The sequence below is a fragment of the Sphingomonas mangrovi genome (genome assembly GCF_047975845.1).
GTDB lineage: Bacteria > Pseudomonadota > Alphaproteobacteria > Sphingomonadales > Sphingomonadaceae > Sphingomonas.
In genome coordinates, this window is sequence record NZ_JBIUCZ010000018.1 from 1 (window position 1) to 18,731 (window position 18,731).

General features: G+C 70.4%; 11 protein-coding genes. 3 read left to right on the forward strand and 8 right to left on the reverse strand.

All coding sequences use genetic code 11. The annotated features are described in order from the left end of the window. Positions 1-111 precede the first annotated feature (111 nt). From ACBY01_RS10175 to ACBY01_RS10185, 3 genes are all read right to left on the reverse strand, one after another. Positions 112-1,578, reverse strand: coding sequence for a mannitol dehydrogenase family protein (locus tag ACBY01_RS10175; protein WP_416460711.1), 1,467 nt, complete (start codon positions 1,576-1,578; stop codon positions 112-114). Beyond that, a complete protein-coding gene (gene uxaC / locus ACBY01_RS10180; protein WP_416460712.1) occupies positions 1,575-2,990 on the reverse strand; it encodes a glucuronate isomerase in 1,416 nt (471 codons plus the stop codon). Before uxaC ends, ACBY01_RS10175 begins: the two co-directional genes overlap by 4 nt. A 107-nt stretch (positions 2,991-3,097) precedes the next feature. After that, on the reverse strand, positions 3,098-4,120 hold the full coding sequence (locus ACBY01_RS10185; RefSeq protein ID WP_416460713.1) for a LacI family DNA-binding transcriptional regulator: 1,023 nt from the start codon (positions 4,118-4,120) through the stop codon (positions 3,098-3,100). A 298-nt stretch (positions 4,121-4,418) separates the two neighbouring features. On the opposite strand from ACBY01_RS10185, the gene ACBY01_RS10190 reads away from it, so the two are divergent. The 3 genes from ACBY01_RS10190 to ACBY01_RS10200 are packed head-to-tail and all read left to right on the forward strand — an operon-like array spanning position 4,419 to position 8,138. Continuing rightward, positions 4,419-5,246: a 2-keto-4-pentenoate hydratase gene (locus ACBY01_RS10190; protein WP_416460714.1), complete on the forward strand. Its 828-nt coding sequence runs from the start codon at positions 4,419-4,421 to the stop codon at positions 5,244-5,246. Further along, on the forward strand, positions 5,227-6,510 hold the full coding sequence (locus ACBY01_RS10195; protein ID WP_416460715.1) for an MFS transporter: 1,284 nt from the start codon (positions 5,227-5,229) through the stop codon (positions 6,508-6,510). Before ACBY01_RS10190 ends, ACBY01_RS10195 begins: the two co-directional genes overlap by 20 nt. A gap of 26 nt (positions 6,511-6,536) precedes the next feature. After that, positions 6,537-8,138, forward strand: coding sequence for a family 43 glycosylhydrolase (locus tag ACBY01_RS10200; protein WP_416460716.1), 1,602 nt, complete (start codon positions 6,537-6,539; stop codon positions 8,136-8,138). 251 nt (positions 8,139-8,389) lie between these two features. Here ACBY01_RS10200 and ACBY01_RS10205 read toward each other — a convergent pair whose 3' ends face one another. From ACBY01_RS10205 to ACBY01_RS10225, 5 genes are all read right to left on the reverse strand, one after another. Further along, positions 8,390-9,580 carry a DUF885 family protein gene (locus tag ACBY01_RS10205; RefSeq protein ID WP_416460717.1) on the reverse strand — a complete coding sequence of 397 codons (1,191 nt, stop codon included), beginning with the start codon at positions 9,578-9,580 and terminating at the stop codon, positions 8,390-8,392. Continuing rightward, on the reverse strand, positions 9,577-13,428 hold the full coding sequence (locus tag ACBY01_RS10210; RefSeq protein ID WP_416460718.1) for a LamG-like jellyroll fold domain-containing protein: 3,852 nt from the start codon (positions 13,426-13,428) through the stop codon (positions 9,577-9,579). The genes ACBY01_RS10205 and ACBY01_RS10210 overlap by 4 nt, the downstream gene beginning before the upstream one ends. 266 nt (positions 13,429-13,694) lie before the next feature. Then, positions 13,695-14,486, reverse strand: a complete 792-nt coding sequence (locus ACBY01_RS10215; RefSeq protein WP_416460719.1) for a 2-keto-4-pentenoate hydratase — start codon at positions 14,484-14,486, stop codon at positions 13,695-13,697. A gap of 47 nt (positions 14,487-14,533) precedes the next feature. After that, positions 14,534-15,520 carry an alpha/beta hydrolase gene (locus ACBY01_RS10220; RefSeq protein WP_416460720.1) on the reverse strand — a complete coding sequence of 329 codons (987 nt, stop codon included), beginning with the start codon at positions 15,518-15,520 and terminating at the stop codon, positions 14,534-14,536. A 64-nt stretch (positions 15,521-15,584) separates the two neighbouring features. Then, positions 15,585-18,572 (reverse strand): TonB-dependent receptor, encoded by a 2,988-nt coding sequence (locus ACBY01_RS10225; RefSeq protein ID WP_416460722.1) that lies wholly within the window; start codon positions 18,570-18,572, stop codon positions 15,585-15,587. Positions 18,573-18,731: the final 159 nt, after the last annotated feature.

Sequence of the window (18,731 nt, forward strand, 5' to 3'; positions counted from 1 at the left end):
CAGCTTGCCGCTGCATTACAGGCCGGACAGATGGCAGCATCCGACTACGTGTCAGAACTTCCAGATACCGCTTGCAACCGAAGGGGCGTCCACAGATGATTCAGATCTGCTCTACAGCCGGGCGAGCGTGGCTCGGGCGCCCTCCGCCTCCAGGCGGTGGAGCCAGGCGGCGAGCGTCTGCCGCACCTCCGCGGTTCCGGCGAGCGCCGGCGGGAAGATCGCATCGATCGCCAGCAACGCGGCGACCCGCGCATCGGCATTTTCCGCGCCCTCCAGCGCGGCACGGGTGCGCGCGGCGAGCGGGTCGTCGACCGTGAAGTCCTGCTCGGCATCGTCGACCCCGCCCTGCCAGCGCATCCACGCCGCCACCGCCAGCGCGAGCGCGGGATAGGGCGCGCCGGCCGCCTGCCGCGCGGCGATGGTCGCGAGCAGCCGCTGCGGCAGCTTCTGCGATCCGTCCATCGCGATCTGGCGGGTGCGGTGCTGGAGCGCGGGATTGGCGAAGCGCGCCATCAGCTCGCCACGATAGGCGGCGACGTCGAGGGCCGCGGGCGGCGACAGCGTCGACGCCGCCTCGTCCCACAGCCGCTCGACGAAGCGGCGGCCTTCGGGCAGTGCCACCACCTCGTGGACGAAGTCGATCCCGGCGAGCCCGCCGAGATAGGCGATGCCGGAGTGCGCGCCGTTGAGCAGGCGAAGCTTGGCCTCCTCCCAAGGCGCCACCGCGTCGGTGAGCTGGACGCCGAGGCGTGCGAAGTCGGGGCGCGGGCCGGCGAAGCGGTCCTCGATCACCCATTGGGTGAACGGCTCGGTCTTCACCATCGCGCGATCCTCGACGCCGAGTGTGTCGGCGAGGTCGGCGACATCGGCATCGGTGGTGGCGGGCACGATGCGGTCGATCATCGTCTGCGGGAAGGCGCCCTCCGCCTCGATCCAGGCGGCGAGGTCGGCATCGTGCGCGGCGGCCATGCGCAGCACGGCCTGCTGCAACCGTGCGCCGTTGTGCGGCAGGTTGTCGCAGCTGATCGCGGTGAACGGCGCCAGCCCCGCCGCACGCCGCCGGGCGAGCGCGGCGACGAGGAAGCCGGGCGCGGTGCGCGGCGCGTCGAGGCTGGCGAGATCGGCGGCGACGTCCGCATCCTCCTCGATCAGCGCGCCCGTTGCGGGGTCGAGCTTATAGCCTTTTTCGGTGACGGTCAGCGTGACGAGGTGGGTGTCGGCGCTGGCGAGCGCGGCGACCACCGCCTCCGGATCCTCGGGCGCGACCAGCACCGTCTGCACCGCGCCGATCACCTGTAGCCGGCGGCGATCGCCGTCGCGCTCGACCAGCGTGTAGAGCCCGTCCTGCGGCACCAGCTGGTCGCGCACGCCCGCCGATCGCAGCGATACGCCGAGGATGCCCCAGCGCAGGTCGCCCGCGGCAAGCGCCGCGTCGAACACCGCCGCCTGGTGGGCGCGGTGGAAGGCGCCGATGCCGAGGTGGACTACGCCGGGCGTCACCGAAGCGCGATCGTACGCCGGACGGGTCACCTCCGGCGGGAGCGTGGCGAGGGTAGCGTCGGAAAGCCGCTCGCTCACAGCTTGTACGCCTGCTTGACCAGATCGTAGGTCAGCGCCTGCGCGACCTCGTGCGCCTCCTCCTCGGGCAGCCGGTGCTCGGCGACGAGGCGGGCGAGGAAGCCGCAGTCCATCCGCCGCGCGACGTCGTGGCGGGCGGGGATCGACAGGAAGGCGCGGGTGTCGTCGTTGAAGCCGACGGTGTTGTAGAAGCCGGCGGTCTCGGTCACCCGCTCGCGGAAGCGACGCATCCCTTCCGGGCTGTCGTGGAACCACCAGGGCGGGCCGAGCCGCAACGCCGGATAATGGCCCGCGAGCGGCGCCAGCTCGCGCGCATAGCTGTCCTCGTCGAGGGTGAAGAGGATCACGGTCAGCCGCGGATCGGAGCCGTAGCGGCTGAGCAGCGGATGGAGCGCGCCGACGAAGTCGGTCGCCAGCGGGATGTCGGCGCCCTTGTCGCGGCCGAACTGGCGCATCACCGTCGCGTTGTGGTTGCGGTGGACGCCGGGGTGGATCTGCAGCGTCATGCCGTCGTCGATGCTCATCCGCGCCATCTCGGTGAGCATCTGCGCGCGGAACAGCTCGGCCTCCGCCGCGGTGCAGTCGCCCGAGCGGACGCGGGCATAGAGGCGTTCGGCGTCGGCCGTGGAGAGGTCGGCGGTGGCGGCGCTGGGATGGCCGTGATCGGTCGCGGTGGCACCGCCGACCTCGCGGAAATAGGCGCGGCGATTCTCGTGCGCGCGCAGATAGCCCCGCCAGCTCGACACGTCTTCGCGCGCGAGTTCGCCGAGCCGCTCGACGTTGGCCTGGAACCCCTCGAACTCGGGGTCGAGGGCGGGGTCTGGGCGATAGGTGGTGATCACCCGCCCCTGCCAGCCGCTTGCGCGGATCGCGCGGTGGTGGTCGAGCGGGTCGAGCGGCCCCTCGGTGGTGGCGATCGTCTCGATCCCGAAGCGTTCGAACAGCGCACGCGGGCGGAACGCGTCCTGCTTCAGCGCGGCATTGATGGTGTCGTAGTAGGCGTCGGCATTGGCGGCCGACAGCACCTCGTCCATCCCGAAGATCTCGGCGAACACCCAGTCGAGCCACATGCGCGACGGCGTGCCGCGGAACAGGTGGTAGTGGCCGGCGAAGCGCTGCCAGATCGCGCGCGGATCGGCCTCGGTCGCGCCGCCGTCGGCGCGAGGCACGCCCAGCTGCTCCAGTGGCACGCCCTGGCTGTAGAGCATGCGGAAGACGTAATGGTCGGGCACGATCAGCAGCCGCGCCGGGTCCTCGAACGGCTGGTTGCGGTCGAACCAGGCGGGATCGGTGTGGCCGTGCGGGGAGACGATCGGCAGGTCGGCGATGCGCTCGTACAGCCGGCGCGCGATGGCGCGGGTGGTCGGCTCGGCGGGGAACAGCCGGTCGGGATGCAGCGCAAGCTTGGTCATCGAAACCCTCGGACAGGAGCGCGCACGTCCGACAAGCGGCCGCGCAAGGTCCGGGGCAGGATGGCGTATCCCGACGCGGCCTGTCCACCCAATTTATCAGATAGATTTCAGCCCGGCGGCGCGGCGACCGAGGCGCGGCGGATCAGCGTCGACAGGAACAGGGCATGCTCTTCCCCGTCGTCGGCGGCGACGTCGCCGGTCAGCTTGAGCGCGGCGGCGCGCGCCATCGTCTCGATCGGCCAGCGCACGGTGGTGAGCGGCGGCCACAGGTGCGAGGCGATGGTGGTGTCGTCGAAGCCGATCACCGAAAAATCGGCAGGCACGTCGAGCCCGCGCTGGCGCGCGACATGGATCGCGCCCGCCGCCATCTCGTCGTTGCACGAGAAGATCGCGGTCGGCCGCGGCGACAGGTCGAGCAGCCGCTCGGTCGCGCGCATTCCCGATTCGAAGGTATAGTCGCCCGGCGCGATCCAGGTGCGGTCGAACGGCAGCCCGGCGGCGGCCATCGCCTCCTCATAGCCCGACTGGCGCTCGTGCGCCGAGCGGAAGCCGCGCGGGCCGGCGATGACGCAGATGTGGCGGTGCCCGGCCTCGATCAGGTGGCGGATGGCGTGGCCCACCGTCTCGCGATCGTTGGAGGCGACCATGTGCGCCGGCGCATCGAACGGCGCCGACCCCATCCGCACATAGCGGCAGCCGATCTCGGCGCAGAGCTTCGCGAGCTGGTCGTTCTCCGAGATCGGCGGGAGCAGCATCACCCCGAACGGCCGCTGGCGTTCGAGGAAGCGCCGCACCTCGCCCAGCATCTCCGGATCGCCGCGGTCGACCGGATGGACCAGCAGCTCGAACTCGGTCTCGCGCAGCACCTCGAGCAGGCCGTGCTGGACGCCCAGCACCATCTGCGCATTGGGATTGTCGTGGATCAGGCCGATGACGAAGTTGCGCCGCAGCGCCAGCGCCCGCGCCTGCGGATTGGGCGTGTAGCCCAGCTCGGCGATCACCTGCTCGACGCGCTTGCGCGTGTCCTCGTTGAGCAGCGCGCTGTTGTTGATGACCCGGCTGACCGTCTTCTTGGATACGCCGGCCAGGCGTGCGACGTCGTTGATGGTGGGCTGCGACGCCTTGATCATGCCCCCTGCATAGCGGCCGGAGCGATTGTCGCCAGCGACAATTGCGGGCGGAAGGTTAGGCGAAGGTTAGGCCAGGAACGCTCGCTGGCCCATCGTCATCCTGACGGAGGTCAGGATCCATTGCCGCAACGCTGGAGCCTCCAGCGGTACGCGTCTGGATGCTGACTTTCGTCAGCATGACGAAGAAGTCTAACCAGCCGCGGCCGTGTAGGACAGCGGCGATCGCCGAAATGGAGGCTTGCCCCTGACACCGGTTTCCAATAGCCCTTCGCCCAGGATGCAGCAGGGTGGATCGGCAATGGACGGGGCAGAGACGATCGCGCGGGCCTTTGTAGAGGCACGGCGCGCGGCCACCCCGGTTGCCGACTATCCGGGCGCTCGCCCGACCACGCTGGCCGACGCCTATGCGGTGCAGGATCGCGCGATCGCGTTGCGCGGCGGTGCCGTCGCAGGGTGGAAGGTGGGCCGCGTGCCCGCCCCCTATCTGGAGCAGTTGGGAGTCCCGCGGCTGGCCGGGCCGATCTTCTCCGATCAGATCCGGACCGCCGCCGATGCCGCAGCGGCGCTGCCGGTGATCGCCGGCGGCTTCGCGGCGGTCGAGGCGGAATATCTGCTGCGGATCGGCAGCACCCCCGCGCCCGGCACGACGCTCACGGCCGAACAGGCGGTCGACTTGGTCGACGCGGTGCACGTCGGGTTCGAGATCGCGAGTTCGCCCTATGCCGGGATCAACGCCGACGGGCCGCTGGTCACGATCAGCGACTTCGGCAACCACAATGCGCTGCGGGTCGGCGCGCCCGTCCCGGACTGGCGCAGCCGCGCGTTCGAGGACTGGCAGGTGTCGACCCATGTCGATGGCGCTTGCGTCGGCGGGGCGCAGGCGCGCACGATGCTCGACGGGCCGTTCGGCGCGGTGGCGTTTCTGGTCGAAAGCTTGGCGCGACGTGGCTTGACACTTCTGCCAGGCCAATGGATTTCGTCGGGTGCCGTAACCGGCGTGCATCCGGTGGCGGTCGGCGCCCAAGTCGAGGCGCGGTTCGGAGAATTGCGGGTGAGCGGCACGATAGAGGCCGCCGCCCGACAGGAGAGCATGTCGGAGACGAAGCATGGAGAATGGACGGGCTGACCCGATCGCGGGCGCGGTGACGCGCGCGGGTCGCTATCGTTGGGGGATCGTCGCGCTCCTCTTCCTGGCGACGGTGATCAACTACGTCGACCGGCAGATGATCGGCGTGCTCAAGCCGACGCTGTCGGCGGATCTCGGCTGGACCGAGACCGACTATGCCGACGTGATCTTCTTCTTCCAGCTCGCCTATGCGATCGGCTATCTCGGGTTCGGCCGGGTGATGGACGTGGTCGGCGCGCGCTTCGGCTATGCGATCGCGTTCGTGATCTGGCAGATCGCGCACATCGCCCACGGCGGCGCGTACAGCGTCACCCAGTTCGCGATGGCGCGCTTCGGCCTGGGCCTGGGCGAATCCGGCAACTTCCCCGCGAGCATCAAGGCGGTGACCGAGTGGTTCCCGGCGCGCGAGCGGGCGCTGGCGATCGGCGTGTTCAACGCCGGCGCCAACGTCGGCGCGATCATCACCCCGCTGGTCGTCCCGGTCATCACCCTCGCCTATGGCTGGCGCGCCGCCTTCATCGTCACCGGCCTGGTCAGCCTGCTGTGGCTGGTCGCCTGGCTCGCCTTCTACCGCCGCCCCAGCGAGCACCCGAAGCTGAGCAAGGAGGAGCGCGCCTGGATCGAGCAGGACCCGGCCGATCCGGCGCAGCCGATCGCGTGGCGGCGGCTGGTCGGCGTGCGCGAGACCTGGGCCTATGCGCTCGGCAAGTTCTTCATCGACCCGATCTGGTGGTTCTTCCTGTTCTGGCTGCCGGGCTATCTGGGCGACCGCTACGACCTGGACCTGCTGAGCTTCGGCCCGCCGCTGGTCGCGGTGTATCTGCTGTCGGACATCGGCAGCGTCGTCGGCGGCTGGATGTCGAGCCGGCTGATCGCATCGGGCAAGAGCGTCAACTATGCGCGCAAGCTCACCATGTTCGTCTGCGCCTGCGCGGTGCTGCCGATCTTCTTCGCCCAGTCGATCGACAACCTCTGGCTGGCGGTGCTGGTGATCGGGGTCGCGACCGCGGCGCACCAGGCGTTCTCCGCCAACCTCTATACGCTGCCGTCGGACATCTTTCCGCGCGCGGCGGTGGGATCGGTGGTCGGCATCGGCGGGACGGTCGGGGCGATCGGCGGCATGCTGATGGCGAAATACGCCGGCTATGTGCTCGACAGCATCGGCAGCTACGTGCCGCTGTTCGCGGTGGCGGGCACGGCCTATTTCCTGGCGTTGCTGAGCGTCCACCTGCTCTCGCCCAGGCTGGCGCGCGTCGAGATCTGACGCGCACGACCAAGGAGAGCGAAGCCATGACGTTGAGCAGACGCGATGCGCTGGGAACGGCGTTCGCCGGCGGCGCGGCAGCGATGCTGGGGGCGCCGGCGCAGGCCGCGCCCCAGCCCTGCGCGCCGCCCGCCGCGACCGACTGGAAGCGCGGGTTCGACAACCAGCGGATCGCCGACCTGGGCAACGGGCGGTTCCTCAACCCGCTGCTCGCCGGCGACCACCCCGATCCCGCCATCCTGAAGGACGGCGCGGATTACTACATGACCTTCTCCAGCTTCGACAGCTATCCGGGGCTGACGATCTGGCACAGCCGCGACCTGGTGAACTGGCAGCCGCGCAAGGCGGCGCTGACGAAGAACATCGGCTCCGTCTGGGCGGTGAGCCTGGAGAAGCACGCCGGACGCTATTTCCTCTACATCCCGGTCAAGGCCGATCCGAACACCATCTACGTCAGCTGGGCGGACCAGATCGACGGACCGTGGAGCGACCCGATCGACCTGAAGCTCCACGACCATATCGATCCCTGCCACGCGGTGGCGGAGGACGGATCGCGCTGGCTGTTCCTGTCGGGCGGCGACCGCATCCGCCTGGCCGACGACGGACTGTCGACGGTCGGCGCAGTCGAGCACGTCTACGACCCCTGGCGCTATCCCGACGAATGGGACGTCGAGAGCTTCTCGCCCGAGGGGCCGAAGATCGTCCGCCACGGCGGCTGGTTCTACCAGATCACCGCGGTCGGCGGCACTGCCGGCCCGCCGACCGGGCATATGGTAATCGTCGCGCGGTCGCGCTCGCTGCACGGGCCGTGGGAAAACGACCCCGCCAACCCGCTGGTGCGCACCACCGACACCGCCGAACGCTGGTGGTCGCGCGGCCACGCGAGCCTGGTCGAGGCGCCCGACGGCAGCTGGTGGTCGGTCTATCACGGCTATGAGAACGGCTATTGGACGCTGGGCCGCCAGGCGCTGCTCGATCCGATCGAATGGACCGCCGACGGCTGGTTCCGGATGAAGGGCGGCGATCTGTCGCAGCCGATCGCCAAACCCAAGGGCGGCCGCGCGCTGCCGCACGGCCAGCCGCTGTCCGACGACTTCCGCACGTTGCAGCTGGGCGCCAAGTGGAATTTCTTCCAGCCCGGCCCGGACGAGCGCGACCGCGCGCGCGTCGAAGGCGGGGCGCTGGTGCTGAAGGCGACCGGCAAGGCGCCGAGCGACTCCTCGCCGCTGATGCTGATCGCGGGCGACCCGGCGTACCAGTTCGAATGCGACATCGAGATCGCGCCGGGCGGCACCGCCGGGCTGGTGCTGTTCTACGACGACAAGCTCTACTGCGGGCTTGGGTTCGACGAGCAGCGCTTCGTCACCCACCAGTACGGCATCGAGCGCGGGCGCCCGGCCAACCCCTATGGCCGGCGCCTCAGGATGCGGGTCGCCAACAAGCGCCACATCGTCGCGATCCACCTGAGCGGCGACGGCGGGCGGAGCTGGAAGCGCTTCGATCGGGGGATGGAGGTGTCGGGCTACCACCACAACGTGCGCGGCGGGTTCCTGATGCTGCGGCCTGGGCTGTATTCGGCCGGGGCCGGCGAGGCGCGGTTCCGGGATTTCCGGTATCGGGCGTTGTAGGGGGCGCCGCACCCCACGTCCGTCATCCCAGCGGAAGCTGGGATCTCTCGCGGCTCCTGTCCCGCGCCATCGGCGGAGACCCCAGCCTGCGCTGGGGTGACGTGGGTGGCTAGCAGGGACACCGCATCCCACCCCCGTCATCCCAGCGCAGGCTGGGATCTCCCGCGGCTCCTGTCCCGCGCCCTCGACGGACACCCCAGCCTGCGCTGGGGTGACGTTCAGGTGGCGGACGGAGGACACCGAAGCGCGGGTCAGCGCAGGCGGCGCCACTCCGCCACATCTTCGCTGCGCATCCGGCCGAAGCGCAGCATCGCCTGGTGGAAGGCCACGCGCTGCCCCGCCGGGACCCGCGCCGCGGTGTCGGCGAGGGTGAGCCAAGCCATCGCCTCGGCGGCGCGCACCGCGGGTTCGCGGGCGATGCGGGCTAGGTCGGTGTCGAAGGGGGCGAAATAGCCGGGCTCGCCCTGCCACGCGACCAGTTGCGCGCGCGCCTGTTCCACGCTCCAGCCATCGCAATGGATCGCCAGATCCGCGAGACCGCGCGTCACCCGGAACAGCAGCCAGTGGAGGTGGCCGAGCCCGCCCAGCGGGTCGTCGCGGTACACGCCGTCGGCGGCGGCGAGCTGCTCGGCGTAGATCGCCCAGGCCTCGACGAAGGAGGGTGCATAGCGCAGCCGCAGGGGGTGCGGCGCGGCGAGCGCCTCCATCGGCATCTGCGTCATGTGGCCGGGGAGCAGCTCGTGGTGGACGACGCTCGTCAGGCTCCACGACGGGCGGCGGGCGAGGTGCCGCAGGTCGACGACATAGCCGCCGGGCCGGTCGGGCGTCGGCAGCTCGCGATAACCGCCGCGCCCCGCCGCCTCGTCTGCGGGCGTCATCCGCCGCGCCGCGACGTCGAGGCAGAAGCCCGGCACCGGCCCCAGCAGCGCGGGGACGCGCGCGCGGGCGGCGGCGAGGGTGCGGTTCATCTCGGCGACCGCCAAGTCGCGGCCGGCGTCATCGTCGGAGAAATGCCAGCGGGTGTCGGCGAACAGCGCCTGGTAGCGCGCGCCGATCGAGCCGGTCGAGCGACCCAGCCCGCGGAACAGCCGGTCGGCGCGCGCGCTCAGCTGCCGGTGCGCGCGCGTCAGCCGCCGCCGGGTGTCGGCCGGAGTGGTGCCGCCCTTCTGCCGGAGCAGCAGCGCATAGCGGCCGGTGCGGTCGTCCGGCGCCAGCCGGGCGAGCTCCGCGTCGATCGCCAGCCCCGCGCACGCGGCGCGCAGGTCGAGGCTCAGGCCGGGCGGCAGCGCCTCGGCATCGAAGCCGGCGAGCCGTTCGAGCGCACGCGCCGGCGCGTCCTGCTCCGCCGCGTCGAGCGCAGTGCGGAGGTCGGGCGCGCGGGCACGCACCAGCGCCGGCGTGGCGAGCGCGGCGAGCCCCGCCAGCACGCTGCGCCGCTTCATCGCCCGGCGAGCCCGGCGAGCGGCACCTGATTGTTCCGGCGAGTCACCTCCGCCGCGTCGCCCGGCAGCGCGACGCGCACCGACAGCGTCGACGGATCGACACCCGCGGGGACGGTCAGCCGTACCGTCGCGGTCTTGGGCGTCAGGTCGGTCGGTGCCGCAAGGGCGGGCACCGCCGCGCGGGCGCGTTCGCGCCCGTCGCCGTCGACAAGCGTCGCGACGCCACCCTCGGCCGGCAGCGCGCCGAGGCTGTGCACCGTCACGGTGACCCGCCGCCCCTGCACCGCCACGTCGTCGGTGCCGATGCCGAGATCGGGGCGCTGCGCGACCGGAGACCCCGGCTGGTCGAGCGCGAAGTCGAGCACGGTGGTGGTGCCGGGCGCGAACACGACCTCGGTCGAGGCGCTACGCTCGAGCGTCAGCTGCCGGGTTTCGCCGGGCGCGAGCGTGGTGCCGCCGTCGCTGCTGGTCGCCGCCTTCATCGTCCAGCGGCCGGGATCGACGCTCCAGCCGGTCATCGTCGCGCGCTGCGGCCGGTCGCTGGTGTTGTAGGCGACGACCCGGAACGCGTCCGGCCGGGGATCGCGGACGAGGATCGCGACCTGCGTCGCCGCGTCGGGATCGGCGAAGCGCCAGCTGACGGTGTTGCCGGGCCAGGTCTGATTGCGGCGGAGCGCGATGCCGCCCAGCCGCTCGCGCTGGAGAATCTCGTTGGGCTGGTCGACGCGGTCCGACCACCAATGCCCCTCGGTATACATATACTGATGCTGCGCCTTGTCGGCGATCGCATCGGCGTGGAGGCGTTCGAGCCAGCCGCGGTCGCCGGTCGCGGTCCAGGCGCCGTAGAGGGCGAAGGGATCGCCGGTCGCCTCGGCCCGTGCCGGCGCGGTGGCGAGCAGCTGGTCGCCCATCGGCAGCGCGGCGAAGGCGTTCTCGTTGAACTCGGCGAGCGCGCTTAGGCCCGCCGTGGCGATGCGCGTCTCGATCGGACGGAGGTATCTGGCCTCGCCGGTGAAGCGCCACGCCGCCCAGGCCGATTGCAGCGGCGTGGTCGCGCCACCGCCGTCGCCCACCCGGGTCGCGTCGCTGCGCCAGTTGATCTCGTTGGGATAGCTCCAGCTGCCGTCGGCGTTCTGCGTGCCGTGTGCCATCCAGCCGTCGATCACGCCGGTGACGAGGCCGCGCGCCGCCGGATTGGCGTTGTAGAGGCCGAGCAGGATCGGCCCGTGCAGCACGGTGAAGCTGTAGGGCTTCTGCCACTCGAACGCGCCTTCGCGGTAGACCTTGCGGCCGCCGTACCAGTTGGACGAGAAGTGCAGGTGCCCCGCGGGGTTGCGGGTGACGATGCCGCCCAGCGCCTTGGTAGTCGCCATGATCCGCTCGACGGTGCGCGGCTCGCCCCAGTTGAGGTAGAGCCGCTCGGCATCGGCGTTGAGCCCCTCCTCATAGGCGTGGAGCTCGTCGGTGGTGAGATAGCCCAGCCCGTCGACGATCATGCCGTTCTTGTACACCGCGTCGTCGAGCGCACGCAGCGAGGCGTTGATCTTGTCCGGATCGACCCCCATCAGCGCCAGCCCCGGCCATTGCTGCGTCAGGTCGGTGTCGTCGGAGATGCCGCCGCCGAAGTCGCCATAGGGCACCTGCCGCTCGTCGATCCACCAGTTGACGAACTGACGGACGAGCTTGAGGTCCTCCAGCTGGCGGAACGCCCACAGCGGCACGCCGGCGGGCGGCTGCGGCTGCGCGAACGCCGGCATGTTCTCCGGCCGGTAGTTGATGTCCGCCCAATAGCGCCGCGCCTCGACATGATCGGGATCGACGCGCAGCAGGTCGGAGATGTCGGCAAACAGCCGGCGATAGAGCGCCGCGTTCTTGGACGCGGTATGCTCCTCGACCAGGAAGCCCCAATTGTCCTTCACCTGGTTGAAGCGGTCAGCGACATGCTCCTTCGCCGCCTCGGCGCGGTCCTTGAACACGAGGCGCAACTTGGTGCCGTCGAGCGCGTCGGCATCGAACTCCGGCGCGGCGGAGGCGATCGTCAGATAGAGGCTGTCGTTGGTGAGGATGCGGTCGCGCAGGTCGAGCCACAGCGTGCGCGCCTCGCCGGGGCGGATCGAGACCTGCACGTCGATCATCTGGCGTTCGGGCCAGATCGGATCGTGCACGACGATGTCGAGCGGGATCGGCCCCTTGCCCGATAGCGCTGGCAGCTCGATGGCGATGCCGTCGAGCCCGGCGTGGAGGTTCTGCCAGCCATAGTCCCAGGCGCGCGCCAGCGGCTTGTCCGGAAAGGCGTCGCCGAAGTTGGAGGGAACCAGCAGGTGGACGATCGGCCGCGCGCCGGCACGGCGCACCGCGGCGCCGCTTTCGGCCGAGCTGCCCGCGCCGACCGCGGTCTTGACGCCGCTCGCCGGCATGGCGACGGCGGTCGCCTGCTCGTCCGGCGCGTAGCGGCCGGCGATATAGGCGTTGAGGTCGGCGAGCGCGGGAAGCTCGGGCGACGCCTTGGCATCGACGACATAGTCGAGGCTGAACAACCCCTCCGGCGGTGCGCCGGCGGTGACGTCATAGGCCCAGATCTCCTGGATCGGCTGTTCCTGCATGACGTTGGTGAAGCGGAGGCGCCCGCCGGTCTTTTGCGGGAAGCTGGCGATGCTGTGCACCACGCCCTGCGGACGCCGGTCCAGCGTGGTGTAGCGGTCGCCCTCGGGCGCATAGGACAGCGTGCCATAGGCCGCGCCGCGGATGGTGACGCGGTTGAAGCGCTCGCCTTCGGGCACGGTCAGGTCGTAGGTCTTGCCGCCCTCGACATAGACGTTCCAGTCGGGCAGCTCGAAGTAATCGTCGCGGCCGGGGAGCCTGGAGCGGTTGTAGACGCCGGGCCACGTCGTCTCGGGTATGCCGTCGACGCCCTTCCACATCCACTGCTTGAGATCCCTGGCGTCGGCGAACTCGACCTTGCGGATGCGCGTCTGCGCGTCGTCGAGCACGGGCGGGGTCTGGCGGTCCCAGCCGTAGCGATGGAGCCAAGCGGTGCGGCGCGCGGCGGCATCCTCGGGCACCGGCGCGGCTGGCTCCTGTTTGGCGGCGAGCGCGGTCATGCCGGCGGCGGGCAGCATGCGATCGTAGACGCGCAGATCGTCGACGTCGGAGCCGCGCATGAAATTGTAGCGGCTCTGCACCTGATGCGGCGAGATCACCCGGCCGGCGAGCCCGAACTGGTCCAGCCCGGAATCGAGGTCCGCCGTCTGGCGCTTGGCCGCGACCTCACGCCCGTCGACATAGAGCCGCACGCCGACCGTCTCGTCCCAGGCGAAGGCGAGGTGGTGCCAGGCGCTCGCGTCGGGGACCTGCGGGATCGTGTAGGACACGCGGATGCGCGACAGGTTGGCGTCGGTGACGAAGGCGTCGAAGCCGTGGCCGTTCCAGTCGATGCGCAGGAACGCCATGTCCCAGCTGGTGTGGTCGGCAAAGCCGGCGCGGAAGATCACGAACGGCACGTCGTTGAGCGGATCGCGCGCACGCCACCAGAAGGCGAGCGTGCCGCGTTCGGCGCGCATGTTGCCCGGTGCCTTCCACGCCAGATAGCCCGCGTCCGACCAGCGTGCAGCGCCGCCGATCGCCCCGTCCGCAACGGTGGTGATGCCGCTGCGGAAATTGGGCACCGCATCGCCCCCCGCCTGCTCGGCGGTGAAGCCGCTATCGAGCGTCGCGTGGAAGATCAGGCCGTCGCTGCCGGGCGTACGCTCGGCCTGCGCCGGGGCGGGCGCGGCGGCGGTCTGCGCGGCGGCAGGCACCGTCACGAGGGCGACGGCGAGCGCCAGGACGGACACGGGGCGAAGGGTCATGGTCTCTCCTCAGGTCGCCGGGGTGCGGGATGGCTCCCGTCTGTGCGCCCGGCGACGGGCATTTGGGGGCTGCAATCAGGAATGGCGAACGGGCCGGTGAAGCGGAAGTGGGATGCGAAATGCGCGCCCCTCCCTCCCTTCGTCATCCTGACGAAAGTCAGGATCCATTGCCGCACCGTTCGAGCCGCATGCGGTGCGCGTCTGGATGCTGACTTTCGTCAGCATGACGGGGCGGTTGGCGAGCGGGAGACGACGGGCGCGGTGTCTCACCTCGCGACGATCGTGCAGGCGGTCGTCAGCCGGTCGTCGAAGCGCACCTCGACCTGCGCGCCGACTACCACCCGGTGAACGCCGGTCACCGCGCCCGACGAGATCCAGTCGCCGGGGCGAAGCGCGATGCCGCGGTCGGCAAGCAGTTCGAACAGAAAGCGGGCGGCGCCGAACGGTCCGTCGAGCATCGTCTCGGCAGTCGCCGAGCCGATCACCGTGCCGTCGACCAGGAGCTCCACCGGCCACCGCTCGATGCCGGCATCGCGCCAGTTCTCGATGGCCGGGCCGATCACCAACCCGTTGTTGTTGCCATAGTCGGAGATGGTGACGGTCGGGCCATGATCGTTGATCCCCGGAAAGGGCGAGCTGGCGATCTCGATGCCGACATGCACCGCGTCGAGCAGGTCGAGCGCCTCGTCCATCGTGTAGCGGCGCTTGGCGGGATCAGGTGCGGTGCCGACGCGCAGCAGGAACTCGGCCTCGGCCGCGGCGAAGCCGTCGCCGAACACCGGCATCGCGAGCGTCGCGTCGCTCCCTGCGACGATCTGATCGGCGAAGATCGGGCCGGCGAGGCGGTTGCTGCCCTCGAGCGGCGGGTCGATCTTGCCGACCTTCCACCCCGCGACCCGGCGCCCGTCGAGCGCGAGCGCACGGTCCTGCACGGCATAGGCCTCGCCCAGGCCGGCGGGCATGGTGCCGGGATAGTCGGCGACCACCCCGCCCTCCCGCCGCGCGCGCACGAAGGTCGCAGCGATGTCGTCGATGGGGTGCGGAATGTCGTTCGCCACGGTCAACCTCTCGAAGAAACAGGGAAATTCAGGTGTGCGGTCCGGGATCAGCCCAGACCGTGCGTGTCGGCCCAGCGCACGAACAGCTCGGGCCAGACGGCGGCAGGTTTGCCGGCGACGCCGCGCAGCCCGAAGCCGTGGCCGCCCTGCGCGAACAGATGCGTCTCGACCGGCACGCCGGCGCGGCGCAGCGCAGCGCGGAACGCGAGCGTGTTGTCGACCGGCACGACGTCGTCGTCCTCGGCGTGCATCAGGAAGCAGGGCGGCGTCGCCGCCCCGACGTGATCCTGCGGCGAATGCGCCGCCTCCAGCGCCGGCGTCGGCGCATCGCCGAGCAGCAGCGTGCGCGAGCCGGGGTGCGCCAGCGGCAGCCGCATCGACTGCACCGCATAGATCGGCGCGGCGAGATCGGGGCGGGCGCTCAGCCGGTCGGCGGAATCGACCGGCGCATAGACGCGCGCGTCGTGTCGCGTCGCGAGATCGCCGCAGACGTGGCCGCCCGCCGAAAACCCCATCGCCGCGACGCGATCGGGCTTGATTGCATAGTCGGCGGCGCGCGACCGGATCAGCCGCATCGCCCGCTGGCTGTCCTGCAGCGGCGTGTCGGGGCCCGACTGCCAGCCATCGCCGGGCAGGCGGTAGAAGAGCACGAACACCGTCCAGCCCCGCGCTGCGAGCCAGCGGCCGATCTCATACCCCTCCTTGTCGAGCACCACCCGCGCGTAGCCGCCGCCGGGGGCGACCAGCAGCGCCGAGCCGTTGGGGGTCTGCGGGCGGAAGACGGTGAGCCGCGGCCGGACGACGCCGGTGATCGCACGGTCGCGGAGTGCGGGATCGGTGCTGCGCTCGACGATCCGCTCGACCGGCGGGCGCGCGGGCGCGCCGGGCGCCTGCCCCGGCCACAACTCGATCGTCTCTTCCGGGTCGGCAAGCGTCTCGGGCGGTGCAGTATGCTGCTGCGCCTGCGCCGAGCCGAGGCCGAGCGCGGCCACCGTCGATCCCAGCGCGGCAAGCGTGTGTCGCCGGTCGATCATCCGCCTTCTCCGAAGAAACGGGGGCGCCGCGCCGGCGCCCCCGGGCCAGTCCCGTCTCGGCCGGTCACATCTTGAAGCGGCCGCCGATCAGGAACGTCCGGCCGAAGTGGTTCGATTCGTAGTTGCGGCGTGCGTCGATATCGACCCAGCGGTCGCGATACTCGTCGGTGAGGTTGGTGCCTTCCAGCGACAGCTCGAAGTTCGGCGTGATCTTGTAGCGAAGCGAGGCGTCGACGTTGACCGTCTCGTCATAGCCTTCGAACAGATTGCCGGTCGCCGAGGCGCCGTCGATGTACGGGCTCCGGTAGCTCACCGACGCGCGCGCCGAGAATTTCGCATCCTCATAGTAGAGCGTGCCGTTGTAGGCGCGCTTCGACAGGCCGTAGAGCGTCGCGTCGCGCACGGTGTTCGGCAAGGCGCCGAGTGCACCGCCCGGCCGGGTGACTCCGGTCGCCGGCCCGCCCTGCGAATAGGTCGCGCTGGAATCGACGAAGGTCGCGTTGGCGAGGAAGCCGAAGTTCTTGAGGAAGCCCGGCAGGAAGCTGAACGTCGACTGGAGCGCGATCTCCATGCCCTTCAGCGAGGCACCCGTGCCGTTGACCGGCGAGGTGATCTGCCACAGCTGCCCTTCCGGGTTCTGCGCCGCAGGCGAGCTCGCCGGGATCACGCCCAGCGGCAGGCCCGTCGAGGCGAAGGTACCGCTGCGCGTGGCCGAGACCGGGAAGCTGGCGATGTTCTTCTTGAACAGCGCGACCGAGAACAGCGACTGGGGCGCGAAATACCATTCGGCCGACACGTCGAACGCGGTCGCGCGGAACGGATCGAGCTGCGGGTTGCCGAAGTTGACGCGGTAGTTGAACCCGTCGACCGACCCGCCCGGGGTCAGGCTGCCCAGCGAAGGCCGGGTGATGACCTTGGCGATCGCGCCGCGGATCACGACGTCCTCCATCGGGAACAGCGCGACGTTCACCGCCGGCAGCCAGTCGTCGTAGCTGCGCTCGACCGTCACCGGCGTGTTGGTGGTGACGCCGCTGACCGTGGCGGAGGTGAGACCGGTCGATTCCTGGTGGGTGTGGACGTAGCGCATGCCGGCGTTGGCGGCGTAGCGCAGGCCGAACACATCGCCCTCCAGGCCGAACTCGGTATAGCCGCCGGTCACTTCCTCCGACACGCTGCGGGTGTCGCCGACCAGCACGTTGGCGGTGCGATCGTAGAGGCCGGTGAAATCGGCCGCCGCATCGATGTTGGGGATCAGGAACTGGGTGGTGGTGCCGCTCGGCTGGTTCGCCTTGCCCAGGTTGAACAGCTCGCCCAGGTTGCCGGCGGGGAAGCCGTAGACCGCGGTCGGGCCGATGTTGGTGTTGGGCGTGCAGGTGAGCGTGCCGAGCACGTTGTCGCGGCCGCCGCCGTTCGGGCAGACCACCGTGTCGCGCGAGAAGCCCTGGGTGTCGAACTTGAAGCGGCGATAGACGCCGCCGGTCTTGAGCTTGAACCCTTCGGCCACGTCCCATTCGGTGCGCAGCTGCACGGTGCGGAAGTCGTTGACCGTCTCCGACGGGCGGTCGCGGATCTCGGCGAGCTGGAAGTTGGCCGGATCGGTGACGCTGGTGCCGAAGCTGATCAGCGGCCGCTTCATGTCGCTATAGTCGTAGCGGAAGCCCTGCGCGTCGCGATCGTCGAACACGAAGGTGGTTTCGACCGGGATCGTCGCGTCCGACTTCGAATAGCCGCCCATCAGCGTAAAGCGGAAATTATCGGTGACGTCCTGATCCCAGCTGCCGCCGATCTGGTAGAACTCGGTCTGCGACTGGCGCAGATAATGCTCGGTGCGGACCCAGGCGTCGTCGATCGTCGCGGAGATCAGGTTGTTGTTGCCGTCGATCGTATAGTCGCGGACGTCCATCTGCCGCTCGTTGGAGCGCAGCAGCACCTCGCCCCATTTCTCCTCGCGGGTCTCCTTGAAGCGCGAGTAGAGCGCATCGATCGAGACCTTGGTCGCTTCGGTCGGCGCCCACTGGACGCTGCCGGTCAGGCCCAGGCGCTCGCGGTCGTGCCGGACCGAGCCGTAGCGCGGGATGCGCGGGTGGAAGGCGAGCGCGACCTGGTCGCACACGCCGCCGGCAGGCGCCGTATAGGTGCCGCCGCGATTGGGCTGCGAGAAGCATGCGTTGCCGTCGACCGAGTCGAACACGCCCTGCGCCCAGCGCACCGTGTTGTTGCCGATCTCGAAGTTGTTGGTCTTCTGATAGGCGGCGGAGACCGCCACGCCGAAGGTACCGGCCGGGTTCTTGTACGACAGCAGCCCGGCGAGACGCGGACCCCAGTTCTCCGACAGGTCGTTGTACGACGCCTGGCCCGAGGCGACGAAGGTCAGGCCGTATTTGCCCGCCAGCGGATTGCCGGTGTTGAGATCGACCACCGCGCCTAGCGAGCCTTCGTCGAGCGAGGCCTCGGCGGTCTTGTGCACGACGATCGAGTTGAACAGCTCGGACGCGAAGACGTTGAAGTCGAACGCGCGGTCTCGGTTGGAGCTGGCGCCGTCGGTCGAGGTCGCGACCGTCTCCAGCCCGTTGACGCGGACGCGGGTGAACTGCGCGCCCAGGCCGCGGACGGTGATCGCGCGGCCTTCGCCGGCGTCGCGCTGGATGGAGATGCCGGGAATGCGCTGCAGCGACTCGGCGAGGTTCTGGTCGGGGAACTTGGCGATGTCTTCCGCGACGATCGCGTCGACCGCGGCGACGGTGTTGCGCTTGAGCGCGATCGCGGCGCCGAGCGACTGGCGGAAGCCGGTCACGACGATGTCGCCGCCGCTTGCGGCCTCGGCCGGGGCGACCTGCGCGGCCGGGTCGGCGGCGGCGTCGCCCGCCGGCACCACTGCGGTCTGCGCGGGCGAGGGATCCTGCTGCGCGGGGGTACCGGGAGCCTCGCTCTCGGGCACCTCGGCAGCCTGAGCGAAGGCGGCGGCCGGCAGCAGCAGCGCGGCGGCCATCGCGCCGAGCGACGCGCCGGCGAGGCGCAACGATCCGCGGCACGGACGACGGGACATGGTCATGCGAAAACTCTCCCCTCACAGCCGACGCAGGCGGTCGGCGACGAACGAAGACGCGGTCCACGGCGCACGGATCGGGAAGAGCGGGCGACAAGCCCGCGAGTCCGACATCCTCCCTATCCGACGCTTCGTGTCGAGCGTCGTTCACCGGTCCGTTTATGC

Bases quoted from the DNA above. Each gene is read 5' to 3' on its own strand.
- ACBY01_RS10205 (WP_416460717.1), bottom strand. From the start codon at position 9,580: ATGAAGCGGCGCAGCGTGCTGGCGGGGCTCGCCGCGCTCGCCACGCCG.
- ACBY01_RS10220 (WP_416460720.1), bottom strand. From the start codon at position 15,520: ATGATCGACCGGCGACACACGCTTGCCGCGCTGGGATCGACGGTGGCC.
- uxaC (WP_416460712.1), bottom strand. From the start codon at position 2,990: ATGACCAAGCTTGCGCTGCATCCCGACCGGCTGTTCCCCGCCGAGCCG.
- ACBY01_RS10225 (WP_416460722.1), bottom strand. From the start codon at position 18,572: ATGACCATGTCCCGTCGTCCGTGCCGCGGATCGTTGCGCCTCGCCGGC.
- ACBY01_RS10190 (WP_416460714.1), top strand. From the start codon at position 4,419: ATGGACGGGGCAGAGACGATCGCGCGGGCCTTTGTAGAGGCACGGCGC.
- ACBY01_RS10210 (WP_416460718.1), bottom strand. From the start codon at position 13,428: ATGACCCTTCGCCCCGTGTCCGTCCTGGCGCTCGCCGTCGCCCTCGTG.
- ACBY01_RS10200 (WP_416460716.1), top strand. From the start codon at position 6,537: ATGACGTTGAGCAGACGCGATGCGCTGGGAACGGCGTTCGCCGGCGGC.
- ACBY01_RS10195 (WP_416460715.1), top strand. From the start codon at position 5,227: ATGGAGAATGGACGGGCTGACCCGATCGCGGGCGCGGTGACGCGCGCG.
- ACBY01_RS10185 (WP_416460713.1), bottom strand. From the start codon at position 4,120: ATGATCAAGGCGTCGCAGCCCACCATCAACGACGTCGCACGCCTGGCC.